Annotated in this window: 17 protein-coding genes; 5 read left to right on the forward strand and 12 right to left on the reverse strand. The window is 73.4% G+C overall.

The features are described from left to right. Both ACO06A_RS13135 and ACO06A_RS13140 read right to left on the reverse strand, forming a co-directional pair. Positions 1-1,842 (reverse strand): phospho-sugar mutase, encoded by a 1,842-nt coding sequence (locus tag ACO06A_RS13135; RefSeq protein ID WP_421732673.1) that lies wholly within the window; start codon positions 1,840-1,842, stop codon positions 1-3. Between the two features lie 36 nt (positions 1,843-1,878). Then, positions 1,879-2,718, reverse strand: coding sequence for a purine-nucleoside phosphorylase (locus ACO06A_RS13140; RefSeq protein WP_421732674.1), 840 nt, complete (start codon positions 2,716-2,718; stop codon positions 1,879-1,881). Between the two features lie 58 nt (positions 2,719-2,776). On the opposite strand from ACO06A_RS13140, the gene ACO06A_RS13145 reads away from it, so the two are divergent. From ACO06A_RS13145 to ACO06A_RS13155, 3 genes are all read left to right on the forward strand, one after another. Further along, positions 2,777-4,234 (forward strand): NAD(P)H-quinone dehydrogenase, encoded by a 1,458-nt coding sequence (locus ACO06A_RS13145; RefSeq protein ID WP_421732675.1) that lies wholly within the window; start codon positions 2,777-2,779, stop codon positions 4,232-4,234. 91 nt (positions 4,235-4,325) lie between these two features. Next, complete coding sequence (locus ACO06A_RS13150; protein WP_421732676.1) at positions 4,326-4,580, forward strand: hypothetical protein; 255 nt, start codon at positions 4,326-4,328, stop codon at positions 4,578-4,580. Then, a complete protein-coding gene (locus ACO06A_RS13155; RefSeq protein WP_421732677.1) occupies positions 4,577-4,909 on the forward strand; it encodes a type II toxin-antitoxin system PemK/MazF family toxin in 333 nt (110 codons plus the stop codon). Before ACO06A_RS13150 ends, ACO06A_RS13155 begins: the two co-directional genes overlap by 4 nt. Positions 4,910-4,976: 67 nt before the next feature. On the opposite strand, the gene ACO06A_RS13160 is transcribed toward ACO06A_RS13155, so the two are convergent. After that, a complete protein-coding gene (locus ACO06A_RS13160; protein ID WP_421732678.1) occupies positions 4,977-7,331 on the reverse strand; it encodes a TIM-barrel domain-containing protein in 2,355 nt (784 codons plus the stop codon). Between the two features lie 77 nt (positions 7,332-7,408). Here ACO06A_RS13160 and ACO06A_RS13165 point away from each other — a divergent pair, with 77 nt between their 5' ends. Continuing rightward, the gene (locus ACO06A_RS13165; RefSeq protein ID WP_421732680.1) at positions 7,409-8,413 is read left to right on the forward strand and encodes a LacI family DNA-binding transcriptional regulator; all 1,005 of its coding nucleotides are present in this window, start codon (positions 7,409-7,411) and stop codon (positions 8,411-8,413) included. On the opposite strand, the gene ACO06A_RS13170 is transcribed toward ACO06A_RS13165, so the two are convergent. The 8 genes from ACO06A_RS13170 to ACO06A_RS13205 all read right to left on the reverse strand — a co-directional run bounded on the left by ACO06A_RS13170 (position 8,402) and on the right by ACO06A_RS13205 (position 17,732). Continuing rightward, a complete protein-coding gene (locus ACO06A_RS13170) occupies positions 8,402-10,357 on the reverse strand; it encodes an endonuclease/exonuclease/phosphatase family protein (RefSeq protein WP_421732682.1) in 1,956 nt (651 codons plus the stop codon). The genes ACO06A_RS13165 and ACO06A_RS13170 overlap by 12 nt on opposite strands. A gap of 22 nt (positions 10,358-10,379) precedes the next feature. After that, positions 10,380-11,753 carry an iron uptake transporter deferrochelatase/peroxidase subunit gene (efeB, locus tag ACO06A_RS13175; protein ID WP_421732684.1) on the reverse strand — a complete coding sequence of 458 codons (1,374 nt, stop codon included), beginning with the start codon at positions 11,751-11,753 and terminating at the stop codon, positions 10,380-10,382. A gap of 2 nt (positions 11,754-11,755) precedes the next feature. Then, entirely contained in the window at positions 11,756-12,955 is a 1,200-nt protein-coding gene (gene efeO / locus ACO06A_RS13180; RefSeq protein ID WP_421732685.1) for an iron uptake system protein EfeO, read from the reverse strand. Positions 12,956-12,994: 39 nt separating this feature from the next. Further along, a complete protein-coding gene (efeU, locus tag ACO06A_RS13185; protein WP_421732686.1) occupies positions 12,995-13,876 on the reverse strand; it encodes an iron uptake transporter permease EfeU in 882 nt (293 codons plus the stop codon). 125 nt (positions 13,877-14,001) lie between these two features. After that, a complete protein-coding gene (locus ACO06A_RS13190; protein WP_421732687.1) occupies positions 14,002-14,424 on the reverse strand; it encodes an NUDIX domain-containing protein in 423 nt (140 codons plus the stop codon). A 68-nt stretch (positions 14,425-14,492) separates the two neighbouring features. After that, complete coding sequence (locus ACO06A_RS13195) at positions 14,493-16,292, reverse strand: biotin carboxylase N-terminal domain-containing protein (RefSeq protein ID WP_421732688.1); 1,800 nt, start codon at positions 16,290-16,292, stop codon at positions 14,493-14,495. A 218-nt stretch (positions 16,293-16,510) separates the two neighbouring features. After that, a complete protein-coding gene (locus ACO06A_RS13200; RefSeq protein WP_421732689.1) occupies positions 16,511-16,975 on the reverse strand; it encodes an aromatic ring-opening dioxygenase LigA in 465 nt (154 codons plus the stop codon). A 115-nt stretch (positions 16,976-17,090) separates the two neighbouring features. Then, positions 17,091-17,732, reverse strand: coding sequence for a Maf family protein (locus ACO06A_RS13205; RefSeq protein WP_421732690.1), 642 nt, complete (start codon positions 17,730-17,732; stop codon positions 17,091-17,093). A 131-nt stretch (positions 17,733-17,863) separates the two neighbouring features. Between ACO06A_RS13205 and ACO06A_RS13210 the strand changes: the two genes are divergently transcribed. Then, positions 17,864-18,553: a vitamin K epoxide reductase family protein gene (locus tag ACO06A_RS13210; protein ID WP_421732691.1), complete on the forward strand. Its 690-nt coding sequence runs from the start codon at positions 17,864-17,866 to the stop codon at positions 18,551-18,553. 61 nt (positions 18,554-18,614) lie between these two features. Here ACO06A_RS13210 and ACO06A_RS13215 read toward each other — a convergent pair whose 3' ends face one another. Continuing rightward, entirely contained in the window at positions 18,615-20,345 is a 1,731-nt protein-coding gene (locus tag ACO06A_RS13215) for a DUF885 domain-containing protein (protein WP_421732692.1), read from the reverse strand. Positions 20,346-20,364 lie beyond the last annotated feature (19 nt).

Here is a 20,364-nt window from a genome sequence, read left to right on the forward strand (position 1 = left end):
CTAGATCCCCAGCGCGGTCCGCACGTCCGCGGCCACGGCGTCCAGCCGCGAGCGAGCCTCCGTGCGGGCGTGACCGACGGCCTTGTGGTCCGCCGCGGGGTCCAGCGGGAGCACGACCTCCAGGTAGCACTTGACCTTCGGCTCGGTCCCGCTCGGGCGGACGATGACGCGCGTCCCGTCGGCGGTGAGCAGGCGCAGCCCCTCGGTGGGCGGCAGGCCGTCCCGGTCGTCCTCGGTCCCGGTCGCGAGGTCGACCACCTCGGTGACGCGGGACCCACCCAGCTTCGTGGGGGGTCGGCTGCGCAGCCGCTGCACGGTGGCGCCGATCTGCGAGAGGTCGGCGAACCGGGCGGACACCTGGTCGGTCAGGTGCAGCCCGTGCTCGCGGGCCAGGTCGTCGAGCGCGTCCGTGATCGAGCGCCCCTCCGCCTTCAGGCGTGCCGCCAGGCCGGCGACGAGCACCGCCGCCGAGATCCCGTCCTTGTCGCGCACGTGGACCGGGTCCACGCAGTAGCCGAGCGCCTCCTCGTACCCGAACACCAGGTTGTCGACGCGGGAGATCCACTTGAAGCCGGTCAGCGTCTGGGAGTACCCGAAGCCCGCGGCACGCGCGATCTTGCCGAGCAGGCGCGACGAGACGATCGAGCTGGCGAAGGCCGACCCGTTGGGGTGCGGCGCGGACGCGAGGCGTGCCCCGAGCAGGGACCCGGTCTCGTCGCCGTGCAGGATGCGCCAGCCCTCCGCCTCGGCGGTGTCGGGGCCGCGGAACGACCGGTGGCGCAGGTCCTGGATGCAGACGCCGCAGCGGTCCGCGTCGGGGTCGAGGGCGATCACCAGGTCGGCGCCCTCGTCGCTGGCCAGGCCGATCGCGAGGTCGATGGCGCCGGGCTCCTCGGGGTTCGGGAACGCGATGCTCGGGAAGTCGCCGTCCGGCTCCGCCTGCTCGGGCACCACCAGCACGTCGGCGAACCCGGCCTCGGCGAGCACGCGCTGGGCCACCGCGCCGCCGACGCCGTGCAGCGGGGTCAGGACGATGCGGAGCGTCCTCGCCGCCGCGCGCGTGGCGTCGTCGGTGGGCGCCAGCGCGACGACGGAGGCGACATACGCGTCGAGCACCTCGGGCCCGAGGACCGTCCAGCCGCTCGCGGCCCGCGGGACCGAGGCGACGGACGGCACGTGCGCGATCTCGGCGGCGATGGCGGCGTCGGCAGGGGGCACGATCTGCGCACCCTGGCCGGAGTCCGTGACCACCCGGCCGCCCAGGTAGACCTTGTAGCCGTTGTCCTGCGGCGGGTTGTGGGACGCGGTGACCATGATCCCGGCGTCGGCGCCGAGGTGGCGGACCGCGAACGCGAGCACGGGCGTGGGCAGCGCCGACGGCAGGACCAGCACCTCGATGCCCACCGCGGTGAGCACCGCCGCCGAGTCGCGCGCGAAGTCGACGGACTTGTGCCGGGCGTCGTACCCGATGACCACGCGCGGGCGGGGGCTGACACCGTCGAGCTCGCCCAGCAGGTAGTCGGCGAGCCCGGACGCGGCCCGGATGACGACCGCCCGGTTCATCCGGTGCGGACCGCCACCGAGCCGCCCACGCAGCCCCGCGGTACCGAACTGGAGCAGGCCGGTGAACCGGTCCGCCAGCTCGTCGCGTGCCTCCGCGCGGGCGTCGAGCGCCTGCCGCTGCGTGGGGTCGGGCTCGTGCCCGGGCGCGAGGGCCGGGGGTGCGGAGCGGGCCAGGTCGAGCAGGCCACGCAGCTCGTCAGCGGTCTGGGGATCGGGGTCGTCGTCGATCCACGTCTGTACCCGCGCCTCGAGGCCTGCCCATGCGTCGTCGCCGGTCATGGGCCCAACGTACTCAAGCCGCCGGGCCCCCTGCACCTAGAGGCGACGGACGATCTGCGCGAGCAGGTCGCTGATCCGCGGACCGGCCGCCCGGCCGGCCTCGAGGACCTCGGTGTGCGACAGCGGCTCCGGGCTGATGCCGGCCGCGAGGTTGGTCACCAGCGAGATGCCGAGCACCTCCAGGCCGGCGTGCCGCGCGGCGATGGCCTCGAGCGTCGTCGACATGCCCACCAGGTCGCCGCCGATCGTCCCGGCCATCCGGACCTCGGCCGGGGTCTCGTAGTGCGGACCGCGGAACTGCACGTAGACGCCCTCGTCAAGCGAGGCGTCGACCTCCCGCGCGACCGCCCTCAGCCGCGCGCTGTACAGGTCCGTGAGGTCGACGAACGTCGCACCCTCCAGCGGGGAGGTGGCCGTGAGGTTGAGGTGGTCGCTGATCAGCACCGGGGTGCCGGGACCCCATGCCGGGTTGAGCCCGCCGCAGCCGTTGGTGAGGACCACGGTCGACGCGCCCGTCGCGGCCGCGGTGCGCACCCCGTGCACGACGCGCCGCACGCCCCGGCCCTCGTACAGGTGCGTGCGTGAGCCGAGCACCAGGGCGTGCCGGTCGGTGCCTTCGATGCGGATGGACCGGATGCTGCCCACGTGACCGACGACGGCCGGCGCGGCGAACCCCGGCACCTCGTGGCTGGGCAGCTCGGCGACCGTCTCGCCCAGCAGCTCGGCGGCGCCGCCCCAGCCCGAACCGAGCACGAGGGCGACGTGGTGGCGCTCCACGCCGGTGGCCTGCGCGATGTACGCGGCCGCGGCGCGGGCGACGTCGGAGGGGTCCGTCGCGGGGTCGTCGAGGTCGGGGGCCGGTGTGACGTCGCTCATGGTCGAAGGCTAACGCCCACCGCCCGCCTGGCCGCTCGCCGCCGGACCGGCAGAATGGGTGACCGTGAGCACCCCCGCGCAGCAGTCCGCAGCCAACCGCGTCGTCATCCTCGGCGGCGGACCCGGAGGCTACGAGGCGGCCCTCGTCGGCCGTCGGCTCGGGGCGGACGTCACCGTGGTGGAGGCGGCCGGGATGGGCGGCGCCGCCGTGCTGACCGACGTCGTCCCGTCCAAGACCCTCATCGCCACCGCCGAGTGGATGACCATCGCGGACCGCGCCCCGGAGCTGGGCATCCGGCTCGACGGCACGCTGCTGTCCGGCGCGGTCGGCGGCACGCTCGAGCAGCTGCGGCACCGCATCGACCTGGCCGCCGTCAACACGCGGGTCAAGGCGCTCGCGGCTGCGCAGTCCGCAGACATCCGGGCCCGCCTCGAGCGCGAGGGCGTGAAGATCGTGGTCGGGCACGGCCACCTCGAGGGTCCGTCGAAGGTGGTCGTGACCACCCCGCAGGGCGTCGACGACCTCACGCTCGACGCCGACGTCGTGCTCGTCTCCACGGGGGCCACCCCGCGCACGCTCGAGGAGGCCAGGCCCGACGGCGAGCGGATCCTCACGTGGACCCAGCTGTACGACCTGAACGCGCTGCCGAAGCGCCTCATCGTCGTCGGCTCGGGCGTCACGGGCGCCGAGTTCGCCGGGGCGTACACCTCGCTCGGTGCCGACGTGGTGCTCGTCTCCAGCCGCGACCGGGTGCTGCCCGGTGAGGACGCCGACGCCGCCCAGCTGCTCGAGGACGTGTTCAAGACGCGCGGCATGACCGTCATGTCCCGGTCGCGTGCCGCGGGGGCCCGCCGGACCGCCGACGGCGTCGGGGTGACCCTGTCCGACGGCCGCGTGATCGAGGGCTCGCACGTGCTGTTCGCGGTCGGGTCCGTCCCGACCAGCGCCGGCCTCGGCCTGGAGGAGGCGGGGGTGCGGCTCACCCCGTCCGGGCACATCGAGGTGGACAAGGTCTCCCGCACCAACGTCCGCGGCATCTACGCGGCCGGCGACGTGACGGGCGTGCTGCCGCTCGCGTCGGTGGCGGCCATGCAGGGCCGCCTCGCCATGGCGCACGCGCTGGGCGACGCCGTGAAGCCCCTGTCGCTGCGCGGGGTGTCCGCCAACATCTTCACGTCGCCCGAGATCGCCACGGTGGGCTCGTCGGAGGCGCGGCTCCAGGAGCAGGGCGTCAAGTACTCGGTGAGCATGCTGCCGCTGGCCCGCAACCCGCGCGCCAAGATGCTGGGCGTGCGCGACGGGTTCATCAAGATCTTCGCCCACGGCGCCACCGGGACCGTGCTCGGTGCCGTGGTGGTCGGACCCCGTGCCAGCGAGTCGATCTACCCGCTGACGCTCGCCGTGACGCACCACCTGACCACGGACCAGCTGGCCGAGACGGCGACGGTCTACCCGTCGATGTCGGGCACGATCGCCGAGGTGGCCCGCGTCCTGCACCACCGCGCGGAGGACTGACCCGGAGCGCAGCGCGCAGGGTCGGTCCGACCATGGATCGAGGCCCAAACGCGGAGTGACTCGCAGGTATGCCTGACGGTATACTCGCGGTATGTCTGTCATGACCACGATCAAGGTCCCCAAGGACCTCCGCGATCGGCTGTCGCGGCTCGCGGAGCAGGAGCGCACGACCCTCGCCGGGGCGCTGACGGCTGCTCTCGACCAGGTGGAGGAGCAGCAGTTCTGGCAGCAGGTGCGGCGCGCGAACGCCGAGTCGGCGAACGCGGTCGACGCCGGCGTCGCGACGATGCGGGAGAACGTCGCCGACCGCGCTGATGACGCCATCAGCGCGGCCGGCGACTGGTGAGGCGCGGCGACCTCTACCTCGCGGACCTCGGGCAGCCTGTCGGGCACGAGCAGGGCGGCACGCGGCCGGTGCTGGTGCTCAGCGCGCAGGCGTGGCTGGACTCGAACCCGCCGGTCGTCACGGTCGTTCCGATCACGCGGACACCATGGGAGTCGCCGACCCGGATCGAGATCGAGCCGGGAAGCTCGGGCCTGAGGGCGACCAGCTATGCCCGGTGCGAGGACGCCGGCGCCATCTCGCCGCACCGCTTGTCCACCCGCTTCGGCTCGGCCGAGCCGCTGGTAGTCCTGGCGGTCGAGCAGGCGGTCCGCAGGCTCCTCGGACTCTGACCCGAAGCGATCGACCATGTCGTCAGCGCGCGGACGGGCCCGCACGGGTGCGCCGACGACATGGTCGTCAGGAGCGGGCCAGCAGGAGCTCGCCGACCGCCGTGCCCAGGGCCGGGTCGAGCTGGAGCGACTGGAGGTGGGAGGCGCGGACCGTCAGGGGGGCGTCGGACGTCGCGATCTGGTGGATGCGCGTCTTGAGGTCGTAGCTGATCTGCGCGCGATCGAGTAGCGCGAACAGGCGGGCGCCGACGTCGTTGGCCGACAGCTGCGGGTCCGGACCGACGGTGACGGTGAGGGTCGAGTCGACCGGGACGTCGTCGACCGTGATCGACACGCGACCGTCGGTGCGCTCCATCCGGCTCGCGACGCCGTCGACCGACGGTGAGCCGTCGAACGACAGGAACGTCACGGTCCACGACCGGGTGGCGGGCAGGGAGTCGAGCGCGCCGGACGCCGGCCCGACGGTGAACGTGCCCGTGCTCTGCGAGAACGTGAGCGGGGTGGACGCGACGCCGCCGGAGCTGCCGTCGTCCTCGACGAGCGTGAACGTGCCGTCCGCGCCGACGACGACCAGCACCTCGAACGTCGACGGGTTCACGGGGTCGTTGCCCGGCACCGCAGCGCCGTCGAGCGGCACGATCGCCCCGGCGGGGGCGAGGACGGGGATCGCCGCCAGGTCGCGGTGCAGCAGGAGCTCGCGGCCGCCGTCGTAGACCAGTCCCGTGAACACGTCGACCCAGGTGCCGGCGGGCAGCCAGGCGCGGACCGATGCCAGCCGCGTGCGCAGGTCGGCGGGGCTGGTCAGCGGGGCCACCACGAGCTCGCTGCCGAACAGGTACTGGTTCGGCTGGTCGTACGCCTCGGGCTCGGACGGCCACGCGTGGTACATCGGCTCGACCAGCGGGCGTCCCTGCGCCGCGGCCCGGTGGTTCATCGTGTGCAGGTAGGGCAGCAGGCGGTGGCGCAGGCGCAGGTGCTCGGTCATCACGGCGCGCGCGGCGGGTTCGAACGTCCACGGCTCCTTCGCCGTGAACGGGTTGGAGCCCGAGTGCAGGCGCAGGATCGGCGAGAACACCCCGAGCTGGAGCCAGCGGGTGGCCAGCTCGTCGTCCTTGCCGCCGAACATGTGCCCGCCGATGTCGTGGCTCCACCAGCCGTAGCCGATGTTCGACGCGGTCGCCGTGAAGTACGGCTGGAACGCCAGCGACGCCCACGAGATGACCGTGTCGCCGCTGAACCCGACGGGGTACCGGTGGCTGCCGGGGCCGGCGTAGCGGGAGAACGTGAGCGGCCGACGCCCGTCGCGCGCGTTGTCGAGGAAGTGGAAGTGGTTGAGCATCCACAGCGGGTCGATGCCGGCGACGCGCGAGTGCGGCCCGGACTGCCAGTCGAGCCACCAGAAGTCCACGCCGTCGCGCTCGAGGCCACGGTGCAGGACGTCGAAGTAGGCGTCGAGGAACTCCCGGTCGGTGACGTCGAACGGGATCGGCTCCTGCGGCGGGCGGCTGAGAGCGGCGGCCATCGCGGCGAGCGCGTCCTCGTGGGTGCGGACGCCGTCGGCCGGGTGGACGTTGAGCGTGATGCGCAGGCCGCGGTCGTGCAGGGTGCCCAGGAACGCGGCCGGGTCGGGGAAGAGGTCCCGGTTCCAGGTGTAGCCGGTCCAGCCGCTGCCGATCGCGGGGTCGACGTCGGTGACGTGCCAGTCCATGTCGATGACGGCGACGCTGAACGGGATCCCCTCGGCGTCGAACCGGTCCAGCAGGGTCGTGTAGGTGTCGGTGGTGTACCGGTGGAACCGGCTCCACCAGTTGCCGAGCGCGAACCGGGGGAGCACGGGCGTCGGCCCGGAGACCGCGTAGAACGCCTGGAGCGCCTCGCGGTAGTCGTGGCCGTACGCGAACACGTACAGGTCGGTCCGGGACCCGTCGCGCGGCGCCACCCAGCCGTCGGCCTCGAACACCATCGAGCGCGAGTCGTCGAGCACCGCGTAGCCCTGCCGGGACACGATGCCGGGCTCCAGCGGGATGGCGCCGTCGGCGAGGTCCAGCGTCCGGGCCGTCCCGCCCAGTCCCACGGAGTCGGGGGAGTCGTCGCCGTACCGCCACACCGAGTGGTACGCGCTGACGCCGCCGAGCACCGAGACGCTCAGACCGCTCGTGGAGAACGGGCCGCGGTCGTACACGAGGTGCAGCCGGGACGTGAGGACCTCGACGTGGGAGTCCGACTCGATCACCCGGAACTCGGGCACGGGCAGCTCGCGGTTCAGGGCGAACGTGGACGCGCGGTCCTCGAAGACACCGTCCGCGGAGTGCTCCAGCCGCACTAGTCCGTCGGCGAGCACCGTGATCCGGAACTGCGGCCCGAGGACCACCGCTCGGGGGTCCGCGACCGGGCGCGAGGGCAGGGGCTGCCTGGGGGTCATGGTGTCCTCTCGGGTACTGCGGGCGTTTAACGCTAAACTTCCGAAGATCAGTCGTCAACAGGCGAAGGAGGACCCCGGTGCCCCGCGTCACGCTCAAGGACATCGCCCGCGAGGCCGGGGTCTCCGTGATGACGGTGTCCAACGTGGTCAACGGCAACCTCGGCCGCGTGTCGCCCGCCACCGCCGCGACCGTCGAGCGGATCGTCCAGCAGCGCGGCTACGTGCCGAGCGGTCCGGCGCAGAGCCTGGCCACCCGCCGCACCCGCCTGGTGGGACTGCTGCTCCCCGCCCGCGACGACGGGATCAGCCTGCTGGGCAGCCCGCACGACGTGAGCGTCGCCGGTGCGCTCGAGGCCGCGCTGCGCGAGCGGGACCACCACCTCATGCTCCGGGCCGTCGAGGACGCCCGCGAGGTGCAGGACTCGGTGCAGCGCTGGAACCTCGACGGCGTGGTCGTGATGGGCTTCACGGACGACGAGCTGCGCGCGCTGGATCTCCCGCAGGACGTGCCGACGGTCGTGATCGACGCCTCGGCCGACGGGAGTGCAGGGGCGGTGCGGACCGACGACGTGGGCGGCGGCCGGCTGGCCGGCGAGCACCTGCGCGCCCTCGGCCACCAGCGGGTCGTGTTCTGCGGTCCCCTCGACTCGCACAGCCCGGTGGTGGCGGGCCGGCTGGCGGGGTTGCGGGACGCCCTCGGCGCCGACCCGGTCACTGTCGCGGCCCGCACCACCTACGAGGACGGCATCGTCGCGGGGGAGCGGATCGCGCGCGAGCACCCGGCGGCGACGGCCGTGTTCGCGACCGCGGACCTGCTCGCCGCGGGCGTCCAGGCGGGGTTGATCCGCTCCGGTCGCCGGGTGCCGCAGGACGTGTCGGTGCTGGGGTTCGACGACGCCGACCTGGCCCGTTACGTCAGCCCGAGCCTGTCGACGATCCGGCAGGACACCGCGGGCAAGGGGCGCGCGGCCGCTGAGCTGCTGCTCCGTCTGATCCACGGCGACACGCCACAGGAAGCCGTCCTGCGGCTGGGCGTCGAGCTGGTGGTCCGGGAGTCGACCGGGCCGGTCTCAGTCGACTGAGAACTCGACCGACGACGGTCGGTGATCCGACTGCGGAGCCGCCCACACGTAGCCGCGGAGGAACGTCACACCCTGGCCGAACACCCAGTCGATCTTGGCCGTGGGGACGTCCGAGGGCGAGGTGAGCATGTCCGAGTCCGCAGGCACCCAGCCCGCGGACTCCAGCAGCTCGATCTCCGGCCAGCCCGGTTCGGCGTTGAGGTCACCGGCCAGGATCGCCGGCGGGGTGACGGGCTCGGCGTCGGCCAGCGCGGTCAGCTGCTCCAGCCGGGTCGGGGTGTTCGCCTCCCGGTGCTGCGTGTGGAGGGAGGTCACGCGCAGGGCGGTCCCGTCCGCGGTGGTGAGCGTGGTCGACAGGGCGGACCGGCTCTGCGGGCCGGCGCCGTAGGGCAGCGGGTGCACCACCGCGTCGGTCAGCTCGGAGCGGGCCAGCACCGCGTTGCCGAACTGGTGGTCGGCCGCGGGCGCGAAGTGGACGGTCATGCGCAGGCGGTGCGCGAGCCAGGTGGCCATGTCGGTGCCACCCCCGAACACCCAGCCGCGGTTGACCTCCTGCAGCGTGACGACGTCGGGGTCCATCGACTCGATCTCCACCGCGATGCCCTCGAGATCGACCGCGGTCAGCGGGGAGACGCCGTAGTGCAGGTTCCAGTCCACGAGGACCAGCGGCTCGTCGGCTGCGCGGGCCGGCACGTCGGCGCCCGTGGTGCTGGTGGTCGAGGGGTTCAGGCCCACCGCCGCGAGGGCGAGCGCGGGCAGGACCAGCAGCCGGACCGAGCTCATGCGGCGCGGCAGCCGGTCCGGGCTGGTGAGCGCGGGGACGGCGCCGGGGGTGCGTCGACGCAGGCCGGACAGGGCGAGCCCGAGGGCGGCGAGCACGACGACCCACACGTTGTCGACGGGCAGCGGGACGTCGTAGTCGAGCATGTAGAGCAGCAGCGGGCCGATGGTGCCGAGTCCGACCACGAGCGTCGCGGAGCCCGTGCGGATGATCCCGTGCGGCGCCGGCCGGTGGGCGCTCAGCGCGGCCGAGAGCACGATGCCGATCGAGACCTGGAGCACGACGACGGCCGCCAGCGCGGCGATGCCGGTCAGCCACAGCGCGCACGCCACCCCGGCGACCAGCAGGACCGCCGCGCCCACCCGCACGGACGCGGACCACGGGTCGCGTCGCAGCAGGGTCAGGGCACCGAGGCTGTTCGCGACGACGACGACGAGCCCCGCCCAGCCGAGCGCGACGCCCGACTGCGAGGCCACGAACGCGGGGTTGGCGACGATCATCGCGGCGAGCGCGAGGAACAGGCCGAGCACCCAGAGCCGGCGGGGGCGCCCGGTGGCCTCCGCCGAGGTGGCGGTGGTGAACGCGACCAGCCCGCGCGCGGTCGCGACCACCCCGAGAGCGAGGACCACCGCGACCACCCAGCCGGTCCACCCGTCGCGCCACACCGCGTCCCACGTCCCGAGCACCAGCTGGAGCCCGACGGACAGCCCGCAGCCCAGGACCAGCCCGATCGCAGCCTCCCGCCCGCCGGCGGGACGTCCGGCGACGAACGCGACCGCCAGCGTGAGCACCCCGACCGCCACGGCCACGGCGACCAGCCCGACCACGAAGAGCGCGGACCCGTCGAGCGCCTGGAGCACCAGCCGGAGCGCGGCGAGCACCGCCGAGCCGACCAGGAGGGTGCGGGCGTCGGGCGAGCCGGTGGTGCGCCGCGTCGCGAGCAGCAGCAGCGCGGCGACGACCCCCGCGCACGCGTAGGCGCCGAGCGCGGTCACCGCGGCGTTGACGACCCCGGCCGCGAACGCACGGTCCAGCAGGGGCCCGCTGGCGCGGACCAGCTCGAGGCACAGCACCGTGAGCAGGGCGACGAGCCACACCCGCGTCGGGGTGCCGGCGTCGGGCGGGGTGCGCACGGGCGTGCCGGCGGGCGGGGTGGTCGTCACGCGCGCGAGACTACCGGGGCGGTCAGGCGAACAGCTGCTCGCCCACGAACGGGCTGTCGTCCGTGGTCACGGGCGTGCCGTCGTCACCGGTCACCAGCGCGCCCTCGGGGATGCCCGGCGGCACGGCGAACAGGCCGGAGCCCGTGTGCGTGAGGTACTCCATGAGCGTGTCCTGGCTGGACAGCCGGGTCTGCATCGGGATGAAGTGCGTGCGCGGGTCCCGGACGAACGCAAGGAAGAAGAGGCCCGCGTCGAGCCGCCCGAGGGCGTCGTTGCCGTCGGTGAAGTTGTACCCGCGACGCAGCAGCCGGACCCCGTCGTTGAAGTTCGGGTGGGCCAGCCGCACGTGCGAGTCGACCGCGATGAGGGGTGCGCCGCCGCGGCCCTCCTGCGCGAAGTCGGGTTCGGTGAACTCGGTCCCGCCGGACAGGGGAGCGCCCTCGCCCTTGGTGCGACCGACCAGGTTCTCCTGCTCGCGCAGCGAGGTGCGGTCCCACGTCTCGATCCGCATCCGGATGCGGCGGGCCACCAGGTACGAGCCGCCCACGAGCCACTCCGAGGACGCGTCGACATCGCTCGCGGGCACCCAGACGTGCTCGGCGAGCGCGTCGGTCTCCTCGGCCTTCACGTTCGCCGTGCCGTCCTTGAACCCGAACAGGTTGCGCGGGGTGCGCTGCGCGGTGCTGGTCGACGACGTCCGGCCGTACCCGAGCTGGGTCCAGCGGATCGTGGCGGACCCGAACGCCGCGCGCGAGAGGTTGCGGATGGCGTGCACGGCGATCTGCGGGTCGTCCGCGCAGGCCTGCACCACCAGGTCGCCGTCGCTGCGGGCGGGGTCGAGGTCGTCGGCGGCGAAGTGCGGCAGCTCGACGAGCCCCGCGGGGAGGCGGTCGGCGAGGCCGAAGCGGTCCTCGCCGGGGGTCCCGTCGGCACCGGGGGTGCCGACGAAGAGCGACCGGCCGAAGCCGAACGTGATCGTGAGTCCGGCCGGGGACAGGTCGGCGGCCTCGCCGGTGTCGTCCGGCGGCGCGTCGTAGGGTCCCGACGCCGGCCCGAACGGCCCCGCCGACAGCCCCTGGGTCAGCCGCGCAGCGATCGTGGTCCACCGGCGCAGCAGCTCGACCAGCTCGTCGCGCGACGTCGTCGTGAGGTCGAACGCGGCGAGGTAGAGCCGGTCCTGCGCGGGCGTGACGATGCCGGCCTGGTGGGCGCCCGTGAACGGGTAGGTGCCCGCGGCGTCCACGGTCGCGGCTGCCGCCGGCGCGCCGGTCACGCGGCCCGCACCGAAGCCCGCGGCCACCCCGACGGCGGCCAGGCCGCCCCCGAGCCCGAGGAGGGCCCGTCGCGACAGCCGGGGACCTCCGGGCTCGTCGCGCGGGTCCGTGGGGGAGGTCAAGGTCAGGCGCCCGTCACCGTGGCCGTGAGGCGCGACAGGGGCTCGGACAGGGCGTCGACCGCCGCGGCGAGCTCCTTGACCTGCGCGTCGGTCAGCTGGTCGTAGTACGTGAAGCCGGACTCCAGCGAGCCCTGCACGGCCAGCAGCGCGTCGATCTCGGCGAAGCGGGTGGTCAGCGTCTCGGCCAGGTCGGGGTCCTCGGCCTCGACGACGTCCGCGAGCACCTCGTACCCGACGCGCGCGCCGTCGACGTTGGCCTGGAAGTCCCACAGGTCGGTGTGCGACCAGATCTCCTCCTCGCCGGTGACCTTGCCGGTGGCCACCTCGTCGAGCAGCTCCTTGGCGCCGTTGGCGATCTGGAACGCCTCGAAGGTGAAGTCGGGGGCGTTCACCTCGTCGACCAGCTGCTGCGTGTAGGTGACGAGGTCGGCCGCGGCCGCGTCCCGCTGCTCGGGCGTGAGCGGCACGTAGGTCACCCCACCGTTCGCGTCCGCCGCGGGCTGCCACAGGTCCTTCTCGATCAGGTGCCAGCCGCTCCAGGCGGCACCCTCCTCGACGTCGGCCTCGCGCAGGTCGAGCAGGGGGTCCAGGTCGCCGAACGACTCGGCGACGGGCTCGACCCGCTCCCAGTGCGCGCGCGTGTCGGCGTAGAGGGACTTCGCGGTCTCGTCGTCGCCCGCGGTGTACGCGTCGGCGAACGCCTGCGTACCGGAGATGAGCGCGCCCACCTGGTCCTTCACGTACGCGACGTAGGAGGCCTCGGCGGCGGCGAGCTGGTCGGCGGTGTCCCCGGTGGGGCCCACGTCGGCGCCGCTGTCGTTCACGGTGAACTCCGCGCGGATGCCGTCGCCGACCATGCCCGGCTTGCAGGACGTGAAGTACGTGCCGGGCTTGACCTGCGCGATGAGGTCGCGGGAGAGGCCAGGACCGACGTTCTCGACCTCGGCGACGACCCGCAGGCCGTCCTCGCCCAGCAGGTAGAACTCGGTGACGTCGTCGCCCGCGTTGGTCACCGAGAAGCGGACCGTGCCGGAGTCGGCCTCCGTGGCGGACACCTCGCACGCGTCGGCGGTCGAGGTCACCGTGAGCACGCCCGCGCTGCCCGAGGCGCCGGGCTCCGGGGTGCCGTTGGGCACGCAGGCCGCCACGAGCGGGAGGACGAGCGCGGCCAGCGCGGCGGCGACGGAGGTGCGGCGGGACATGGGTCTCCTCGGAGAGGGTGCTGGGGGCGTGCGAGCGGGTCAGGCAGCGGTGGCGCGCACGGCCGGCGCGACGGCGGGCGACGACGGGCGGGCGGGCGCGGAGCCCCAGGTGGTGCGGACGAAGAGGTACATCGTCGGGACGAGGTAGGCGGTCCACGCGACCGCCTGGAGGACGGTCGTGGCGGGCGAGAAGTTGAAGACGCCCTTGAGCAGCGAGCCGTACCAGCTGCTGGGCGGGATCGTCGCGGAGACGTCGAAGGCCAGGGTGTTCAGGCCCGGCAGGATGCCTGCCTCCTGGAGGTCGTGGACCCCGTAGGCGAGCACGCCCGCGGCGACGACCACGAGGAACAGGCCGGTCCAGGCGAAGAAGACGCGCAGGTTGAGCCGGAGCGCGCCGCGGTAGATGAGCCACCCGGCGAGCACCGCCGTGCCCAGGCCCAGCGCGGCGCCGACCAGCGGCGCGAAGTTCGGGCTCGCGTTGACCGCGGTGCCGCTGGTCGCCTGCGCCGACGCCCACAGGAACAGCGCGGTCTCCAGGCCCTCGCGCCCCACGGCCAGCATCGCGACCACGAGCACCGCCTGCTTGCCCGCGCCGAGCGCGTCGTCGAGCTTGTGGTGCAGGTCCGACTTGAGGTGCCGGGCGGTGCGCGCCATCCAGAAGATCATCCAGGTGACCAGGCCGACCGCGACGATCGAGAGCGTGCCGCCGATGGCCTCCTGCGCCTCGAACGACAGCCCGGACGGGCCGAACGTGAGGATCGCCCCGAACGCCAGCGACGCGACGACCGCCACCCCGACCCCGGCCCAGAGCGCCGGTAGCTGCTCGCGGCGCCCGGACTTGACCAGGTACGCGACGAGGATGCTGACGACCAGCGCGGCCTCGAGACCCTCGCGCAGACCGATGAGGTAGTTGGCGACCATGGAACGCTTCCGAGTGCAGTGCTGACGCGAGTCAGGTGAGGGCAGGCTTACCTCACCGCCCGGACACTACCCCCGCACCTGCCTCGAAAGCGACACGGTCCCAGAAGTCGGTGCTGTGACACGGCTCACCGCCCGCCGAGCGCCTCGATCCGCTCGCGCAGGCGGGGCCACGCGTCGGCGAAGGCGGGGAGCAGGTCCAGGTCGGTGACCTGGTCCAGCGGGACCCAGCGCAGCTCGACGCTCTCCGCGTCCGTGACCGCGGGGTGGATCGGGAGGATCTCGTCGGCGATCACCGTGGTGTAGGACCAGTCGGGGTGCTGGAGCACCCTCGACTCGCGCAGGCGGACTGCCTGGCGGTCGATGCCCGCCTCCTCCGCCGCCTCGCGCAGGGCCGCGTCCTCGGGGGTCTCGCCGGGCATCCGCGCGCCGCCCGGGACTCCCCAGGTGCCGCCCTGGTCGCTCCAGAGCGCGCGGTGCTGCAGGACGACGGCCTGCGGGGACCCGTCGGGTGCCCGACGCACCAGGAGCAGGCCGGCGGCGCCGTGCACACCCCAGTGCCGCCGCCCGCAGGCGCACTCCACCCAGCCGTCGCCGGGGAGCCGTGGGTGGTGGATCGTCAGCCGACGATCTCGCAGATGGCGGTGCCGGCGCTCACGCTCGACCCGACACCCGCGGTCAGCGCGGTCACGATGCCGGCGCGGTGCGCGACCAGCGGCTGCTCCATCTTCATGGCCTCGAGCACGACGACCAGGTCGCCCTCGGCCACCTGAGCGCCCTCGGCCACCGCGACCTTGACGATCGTGCCCTGCATCGGCGACGCGAGCGTGGTGCCGTTGCTGCCGCCGTTGGTACGGGCGGCCCGACGGACCGGGCGGCGGGCGGACGGACCGGCGGACCCGCGACCGAGCCCGCCCATCCCACGACCGAGCGCCAGCGCGGCGGGCAGGACGACCTCGAGCCGCTTGCCGCCGACCTCGACGACCACGCGCTCCAGCACCGCGGGCTCGTCGTCCTCGTCCTGCGGGGGCGTCGGCGCGGCGCTGAGCGCGGCGACGGTGTCCGCGAACTCGGTCTCGATCCAGCGCGTGTGCACGGAGAACGGCTGCGCGGGGTCGGCGGGCGCGAACGCCTCGGCGTCCAGCACCGCGCGGTGGAACGGGACGACCGTCGGGATGCCGACGACCTCGAGCTCGGCAAGCGCGCGGCGCGCTCGGGCGAGGGCCTGCGGGCGGTCGGCGCCGGTGACGACCAGCTTGGCGATCATCGAGTCGAACAGTCCCGACACGCTGTCGCCCTCGACCACGCCGGAGTCCACGCGGACGCCGGGGCCGGAGGGGAACCGGAGCGTCGTGATCCGGCCGGGGGCCGGCAGGAAGCCCGCGCCCGGGTCCTCGCCGTTGATGCGGAACTCGATGGAGTGGCCGCGCGTCTGCACGTGGTCGTAGCCCAGCGGCTCGCCGGCCGCGATGCGCAGCTGCTCGCGGACCAGGTCGATGCCGCTGATCTCCTCGGAGACGGGGTGCTCCACCTGGAGGCGCGTGTTCACCTCGAGGAACGAGATCGTGCCGTCGGCCGCCACCAGGAACTCGCACGTCCCGGCGCCGACGTAGCCGGCCTCGCGCAGGATGGCCTTCGACGACTCGATGAGCTGGGTGTTCTGCGCGTCGGTGAGGAACGGCGCGGGCGCCTCCTCGACCAGCTTCTGGTGTCGGCGCTGGAGCGAGCAGTCGCGCGTGGAGACCACCACGACCGTGCCGTGCTGGTCCGCGAGGCACTGCGTCTCCACGTGCCGCGGACGGTCCAGGTACCGCTCGACGAAGCACTCGCCGCGCCCGAACGCCGCCACGGCCTCGCGGGTGGCCGACTCAAACATCTCGTCGATCTCGCCCGACTCGCGCGCCACCTTCAGCCCGCGACCTCCGCCGCCGAACGCCGCCTTGATCGCGACGGGCAGTCCGTGCTCGGCGACGAACGCGTGGATCTCCGCGACGCCCGCGACCGGGTCCGAGGTGCCCGCCACCAGCGGCGCGCCGGCCCGCTGCGCGATGTGCCGCGCGCTGACCTTGTCCCCGAGCGCGTCGATGGCTGACGGCGGGGGACCGATCCAGACCAGGCCCGCGTCGATGACCGCCTGCGCGAAGCCCGCGTTCTCGGCGAGGAAGCCGTAGCCGGGGTGCACGGCGTCGGCACCGGAGCGCCGCGCGACGTCGAGCAGCTTGCCGATGTCCAGGTACGTCTCCGCCGCGCGAGCACCGTTGAGTGCGAACGCCTCGTCGGCGACGCGCACGTGCAGCGCCTCCCGGTCGGTGTCGGCGTAGACGGCGACAGAGCCGATCCGGGCGTCGCGACAGGCTCGGGCGATGCGGACGGCGATCTCACCGCGGTTGGCGATGAGGACCTTGGAGATGGCGGGCACGGCTCACCGTAACGCCCGGGGCGTTCCCGACCGTCGCCCGTCGCCCGTGCCTCCCCAAGATTGTCGATCCGGCCAACCTCCGAGGGCGGTCGTTTGTAGGGATCCTCAGGCGAGGCCCGTGTGATGGCCGCTCTGCGCGCCCGCGGTTGTCCGGTGGGCACAAGCGCAAGAGCCCGGCCCCCTCAGGGGCCGGGCTCTGTGTGCGTGCGCTGGAGTCGTCAGACCGCGGCGAGCGCGTTGTCGTCCTTGACGGTGACGACGGTGGCCGGCGCGACCTGGCGGAGGGCGAAGCCGATGAGGCCGAAGACGACGCCGATGCCCATGACCAGGGCGGCGACACCGAACGCGACGACCGAGGTGAAGAGCGAGGCCCGCAGGAAGGAGCCGTTCATCGCGACTGCGCGCAGCGGGTCTTCCTTGTCCAGCTCCGCGTAGGTCTTGCCGTCGGTGGCGGTCAGCGCGTGGTGGTTGATGATGTCCGCCTGGGCGAAGGCCTCCCACGGCGTGTTCACCGACGCGCCGGCGAAGGCCGCTGCGTCGTCGGAGACCGTGATGTTCTCGGCGGCGAGGTGGCTCGAGACCTGGCTCCAGGTGACGGCACCGGCGATGAGGAAGACCGCACCGGCGATGATCGAGAGGAGGCCGGCGAGGCGGACGAAGCGGGGGTTCGTGACGGTCGACATGATGTTGTCCTTGGGTGCCCTGGTCGGTCCCGGCCTACCCGGACCCGGTGAACCTCGCGGGCTGGCTCACGTGAACATCGTGGCGTGGCCGTCGGGGTCCTCCCTGGGACCTAGGTCAGGCTGTCCTCCATAGGCTCGGGATCGTCACTCCCACTTCACCCAGCAGCTCTCTGAGCAGGGGAAGGCTCAGCCCGACCACGCCGTGGTGGTCACCCTCGATCCTGTCGACGAACGGTCCGCCGAGCCCGTCGACGGTGAACGCCCCCGCCACGGAGAGCGGCTCGCCCGTCGCGACGTAGGCGTCGATCTCCTCGTCGGACAGCGCGGCGAACGTGACGGTCGTCGACGACGTCGCCCCGAGCATGGTCGGCACGTCCCGCTCGTCCATGAGCCAGTGCCCCGTGTGCAGCACGCCGGACCGCCCGCGCATCGCCCGCCAGCGGGCCGTGGCGTCGGCCGCGTCCGTGGGCTTGCCGAAGATCTGACCGTCCAGCTCGAGCATCGAGTCGCACCCGAGCAGCAGCAGGTCGGTCGCGTCCTCGAGCTCGTCGGGCAGGTTCCGGGACACGTCCTCGACCTTCGCCTGAGCCAGCAGGAGCACCGCGTCGGCCGGGTCGAGGGTGCCGAAGCGGTCCGTCGCCGCCGCGAGCACCGCGTCCTCGTCGACGTCCGACACCGCGACCAGGGGGTCGATCCCCGCGGCGAGCAGGGTGGCGCGGCGGGCGGGGGAGGCGGAGGCGAGCAGCAGGCGGGTCACGGGTGGGGAGCCTAGTTCGTCGCTCGTCCGAAGGTCCTGGGTGGCGGCACAGGTCCGCGAGGCACAATGGGCGCACGGGTGGTCGGGTGCGGCGGGCGGTACCGTCGGCTCGGGATCGCCGAGGAGGCGCTGTGCGTGACGCGACAAGGTCGTCGAGCGACGTGGACGACGACCTGAGCGAGTTCGACGAGCTCGAGGTCGATCCGGACCCCGACCTGCTCGAGCCGCCGACCCAGGCGTGGCGGACGCGCACCGCGATCGAGATGGCCGTCTCGGGCCTGCTCGGCCTGCTGGCGTCGTTCGTGCTCTCCATCGAGGCACTGGCGCTCGCGGCGGACAAGAACGCCACCTTCGCGTGCGACTTCAACTCGGTCATCAGCTGCGGCACGGTCGCCAGGAGCTGGCAGGCACAGCTGTTCGGCTTCCCGAACGCGTACCTCGGCATCGCCGCCGAGGCCGTGGTGATCACGGTGGCGGTGGCGATCGCGGGCGGCGTCCGGTTCCCGCGCTGGTACATGCTCTGCGCGCAGACGATCTACACGCTCGGGTTCCTGTTCGCCTGGTGGCTGTTCTTCGAGGCCTACTTCGTCATCAAGGCGCTCTGCCCGTGGTGCCTGCTCATCACCGTGACCACGACGCTCGTCTGGGCGGGCCTGACGCGGCTGAACGTGCGCGAGGGCGTGATCACGTTCCCGGGTCGCTGGGGGCCGGCCGCACGGCGGTTCGTGGCGCACGGCAACGACTGGTTCGTCACCACCGCGCTCATCGTCCTGCTGGCCGTCGCGGTCCTCGCCAAGTACGGCTCCACGCTCATCGTCTGACGCTCTGCGAGGCACGACGAAGGGCCGGTGGCGTGCGCCACCGGCCCTTCGTCGTCGGTCGTCAGCTCGCGAACGCGGTCTTCAGCACGTCCAGCGGCAGCGAGCCCATGTTCAGCGCCCGGGCGTGGAACGCGCGGATGTCGAATTCCTCACCGGCGGCCTCGGCCTTCGCCGCGGCGGCGTCGCGCGTCTGCTCCCAGAGGCGCTGCCCGATCTTGTACGAGGGCGCCTGACCCGGCCAGCCCAGGTACCGGTTCCACTCGAAGCGGATGAACGCCTCGGGCATGTTGACGTTGGCCTTGAGGAACTCCCAGCCCTTGTCGGCGTCCCAGGTGCCGCCGCCCCACTCCTCGGGGGCCTCCAGGCCCAGGTGCACTCCCAGGTCGAAGACCACGCGGGCGGCCCGCATGCGCTGGCCGTCGAGCATGCCGAGCCGGTCACCCGGGTCGTCGAGGAAGCCCAGGTCGGCCATCAGGCGCTCGGCGTACAGGGCCCAGCCCTCGCCGTGGCCGGACGTCCAGCAGGCCAGCCGGCGCCACGTGTTGAGCGTCGCGCGCTCGAACACGGCCTGCCCCACCTGGAGGTGATGCCCCGGGACACCCTCGTGGTAGACGGTCGTCTTCTCGCGCCAGGTGTTGAACGTGGTGACCTCCGGCGGCACCGACCACCACATGCGGCCCGGGCGGCTGAAGTCGTCGCTGGGACCCGTGTAGTAGATGCCGCCGCTCTGCGTGGGGGCGATCTTGCACTCGAGCGTGAGCACGGGCACGGGGATGTCGAAGTGCGTGCCGTTGAGGGCTTGGATCGCCGCGTCGGAGGTCTCCTGCATCCACGCCTGGAGCGCCTCGGTCCCGTGCAGCGTGCGCTCGGGGTCCTCGTCGAGCTTGGCGACGGCCTGCGCGACCGTGGCGCCCGGACCGGCGATCTGCTCGGCGACGGCCTCCTGCTCGGCGACCACGCGGGCGAGCTCCTCGAGCCCCCACCGGTACGTCTCCTCGAGGTCGACCGCGGCACCGAGGAACGCACGCGACCACAGGGCGTAGCGCGCGCGGCCGGCTGCGTCCTCCTGCGGGGCCTGCGGGGCCAGCTCGTCCTTCAGGAAGGCGGCGAGGGTGGCGTAGGCGGCGCGCGCGGCCGTGGCCCCGTGCTCCAGCTCGGCGCGGACCAGCGAGCACGCGGCGGAGTCGTCGAGCACGGAGTCGACGGCCTCGCCGGTGATGAAGGTGGTGAAGAACGAGCTCTCGGGGTCGGCCTGCTCGGCGGCCTGTCGCGCGCACTCCTCGACCTGCCGGACGGCGGCGACGGCCCCGGTGCTCGCGGCCAGCCGCAGCGACTCGATGTAGCCGTCGACCGCTCCCGGGAGGGCGTTGAGGCGGGCGGCGATGTTCGACCAGGCCTCAGTGTCGCCCGTCGGCATGATGTCGAAGATGTCGCGCAGGCCCTGGACGGGCGAGGCGATGTTGTTCAGGTCCCGCAGGAACTCGCCCGCCTCGTGCAGCTCGACCTCGAGGCCGAGGCGCTCGCGCATGGCGGCCAGCGTGATCTCGTCGATCTCGTCGGTGGGGGCTACGCCGTCGAGCGTCTGGAGCGTCTCCCGCGCCAGCGCGGCACGGGTCTGCTGGCCGGCGGGGGAGAGGTCGGTCATCTCGGCGTCGTGACCGGCGATCCCCATGGCGGTGGCGCCGAGCGGGTCGAGGGTCGCGTACTGGGCGATGTAGGACTCCGCGATCGTGTCGATCGGGGAGGCCGCGCGCTCGGCCGGCGCGCTCGGGGTGGTGGGCGTCGTTGTCACCCGCACGACCCTACTCGTC

This window comes from Cellulomonas sp. (assembly GCF_965229465.1).
In the GTDB taxonomy this organism is placed as follows: Bacteria; Actinomycetota; Actinomycetes; order Actinomycetales; family Cellulomonadaceae; genus Cellulomonas.

Bases quoted from the DNA above. Each gene is read 5' to 3' on its own strand.
- ACO06A_RS13135 (WP_421732673.1), bottom strand. From the start codon at position 1,842: ATGACCGGCGACGACGCATGGGCAGGCCTCGAGGCGCGGGTACAGACG.
- efeO (WP_421732685.1), bottom strand. From the start codon at position 12,955: ATGTCCCGCCGCACCTCCGTCGCCGCCGCGCTGGCCGCGCTCGTCCTC.
- efeU (WP_421732686.1), bottom strand. From the start codon at position 13,876: ATGGTCGCCAACTACCTCATCGGTCTGCGCGAGGGTCTCGAGGCCGCG.
- ACO06A_RS13150 (WP_421732676.1), top strand. From the start codon at position 4,326: ATGTCTGTCATGACCACGATCAAGGTCCCCAAGGACCTCCGCGATCGG.
- ACO06A_RS13200 (WP_421732689.1), bottom strand. From the start codon at position 16,975: ATGTCGACCGTCACGAACCCCCGCTTCGTCCGCCTCGCCGGCCTCCTC.
- ACO06A_RS13160 (WP_421732678.1), bottom strand. From the start codon at position 7,331: ATGACCCCCAGGCAGCCCCTGCCCTCGCGCCCGGTCGCGGACCCCCGA.
- ACO06A_RS13140 (WP_421732674.1), bottom strand. From the start codon at position 2,718: ATGAGCGACGTCACACCGGCCCCCGACCTCGACGACCCCGCGACGGAC.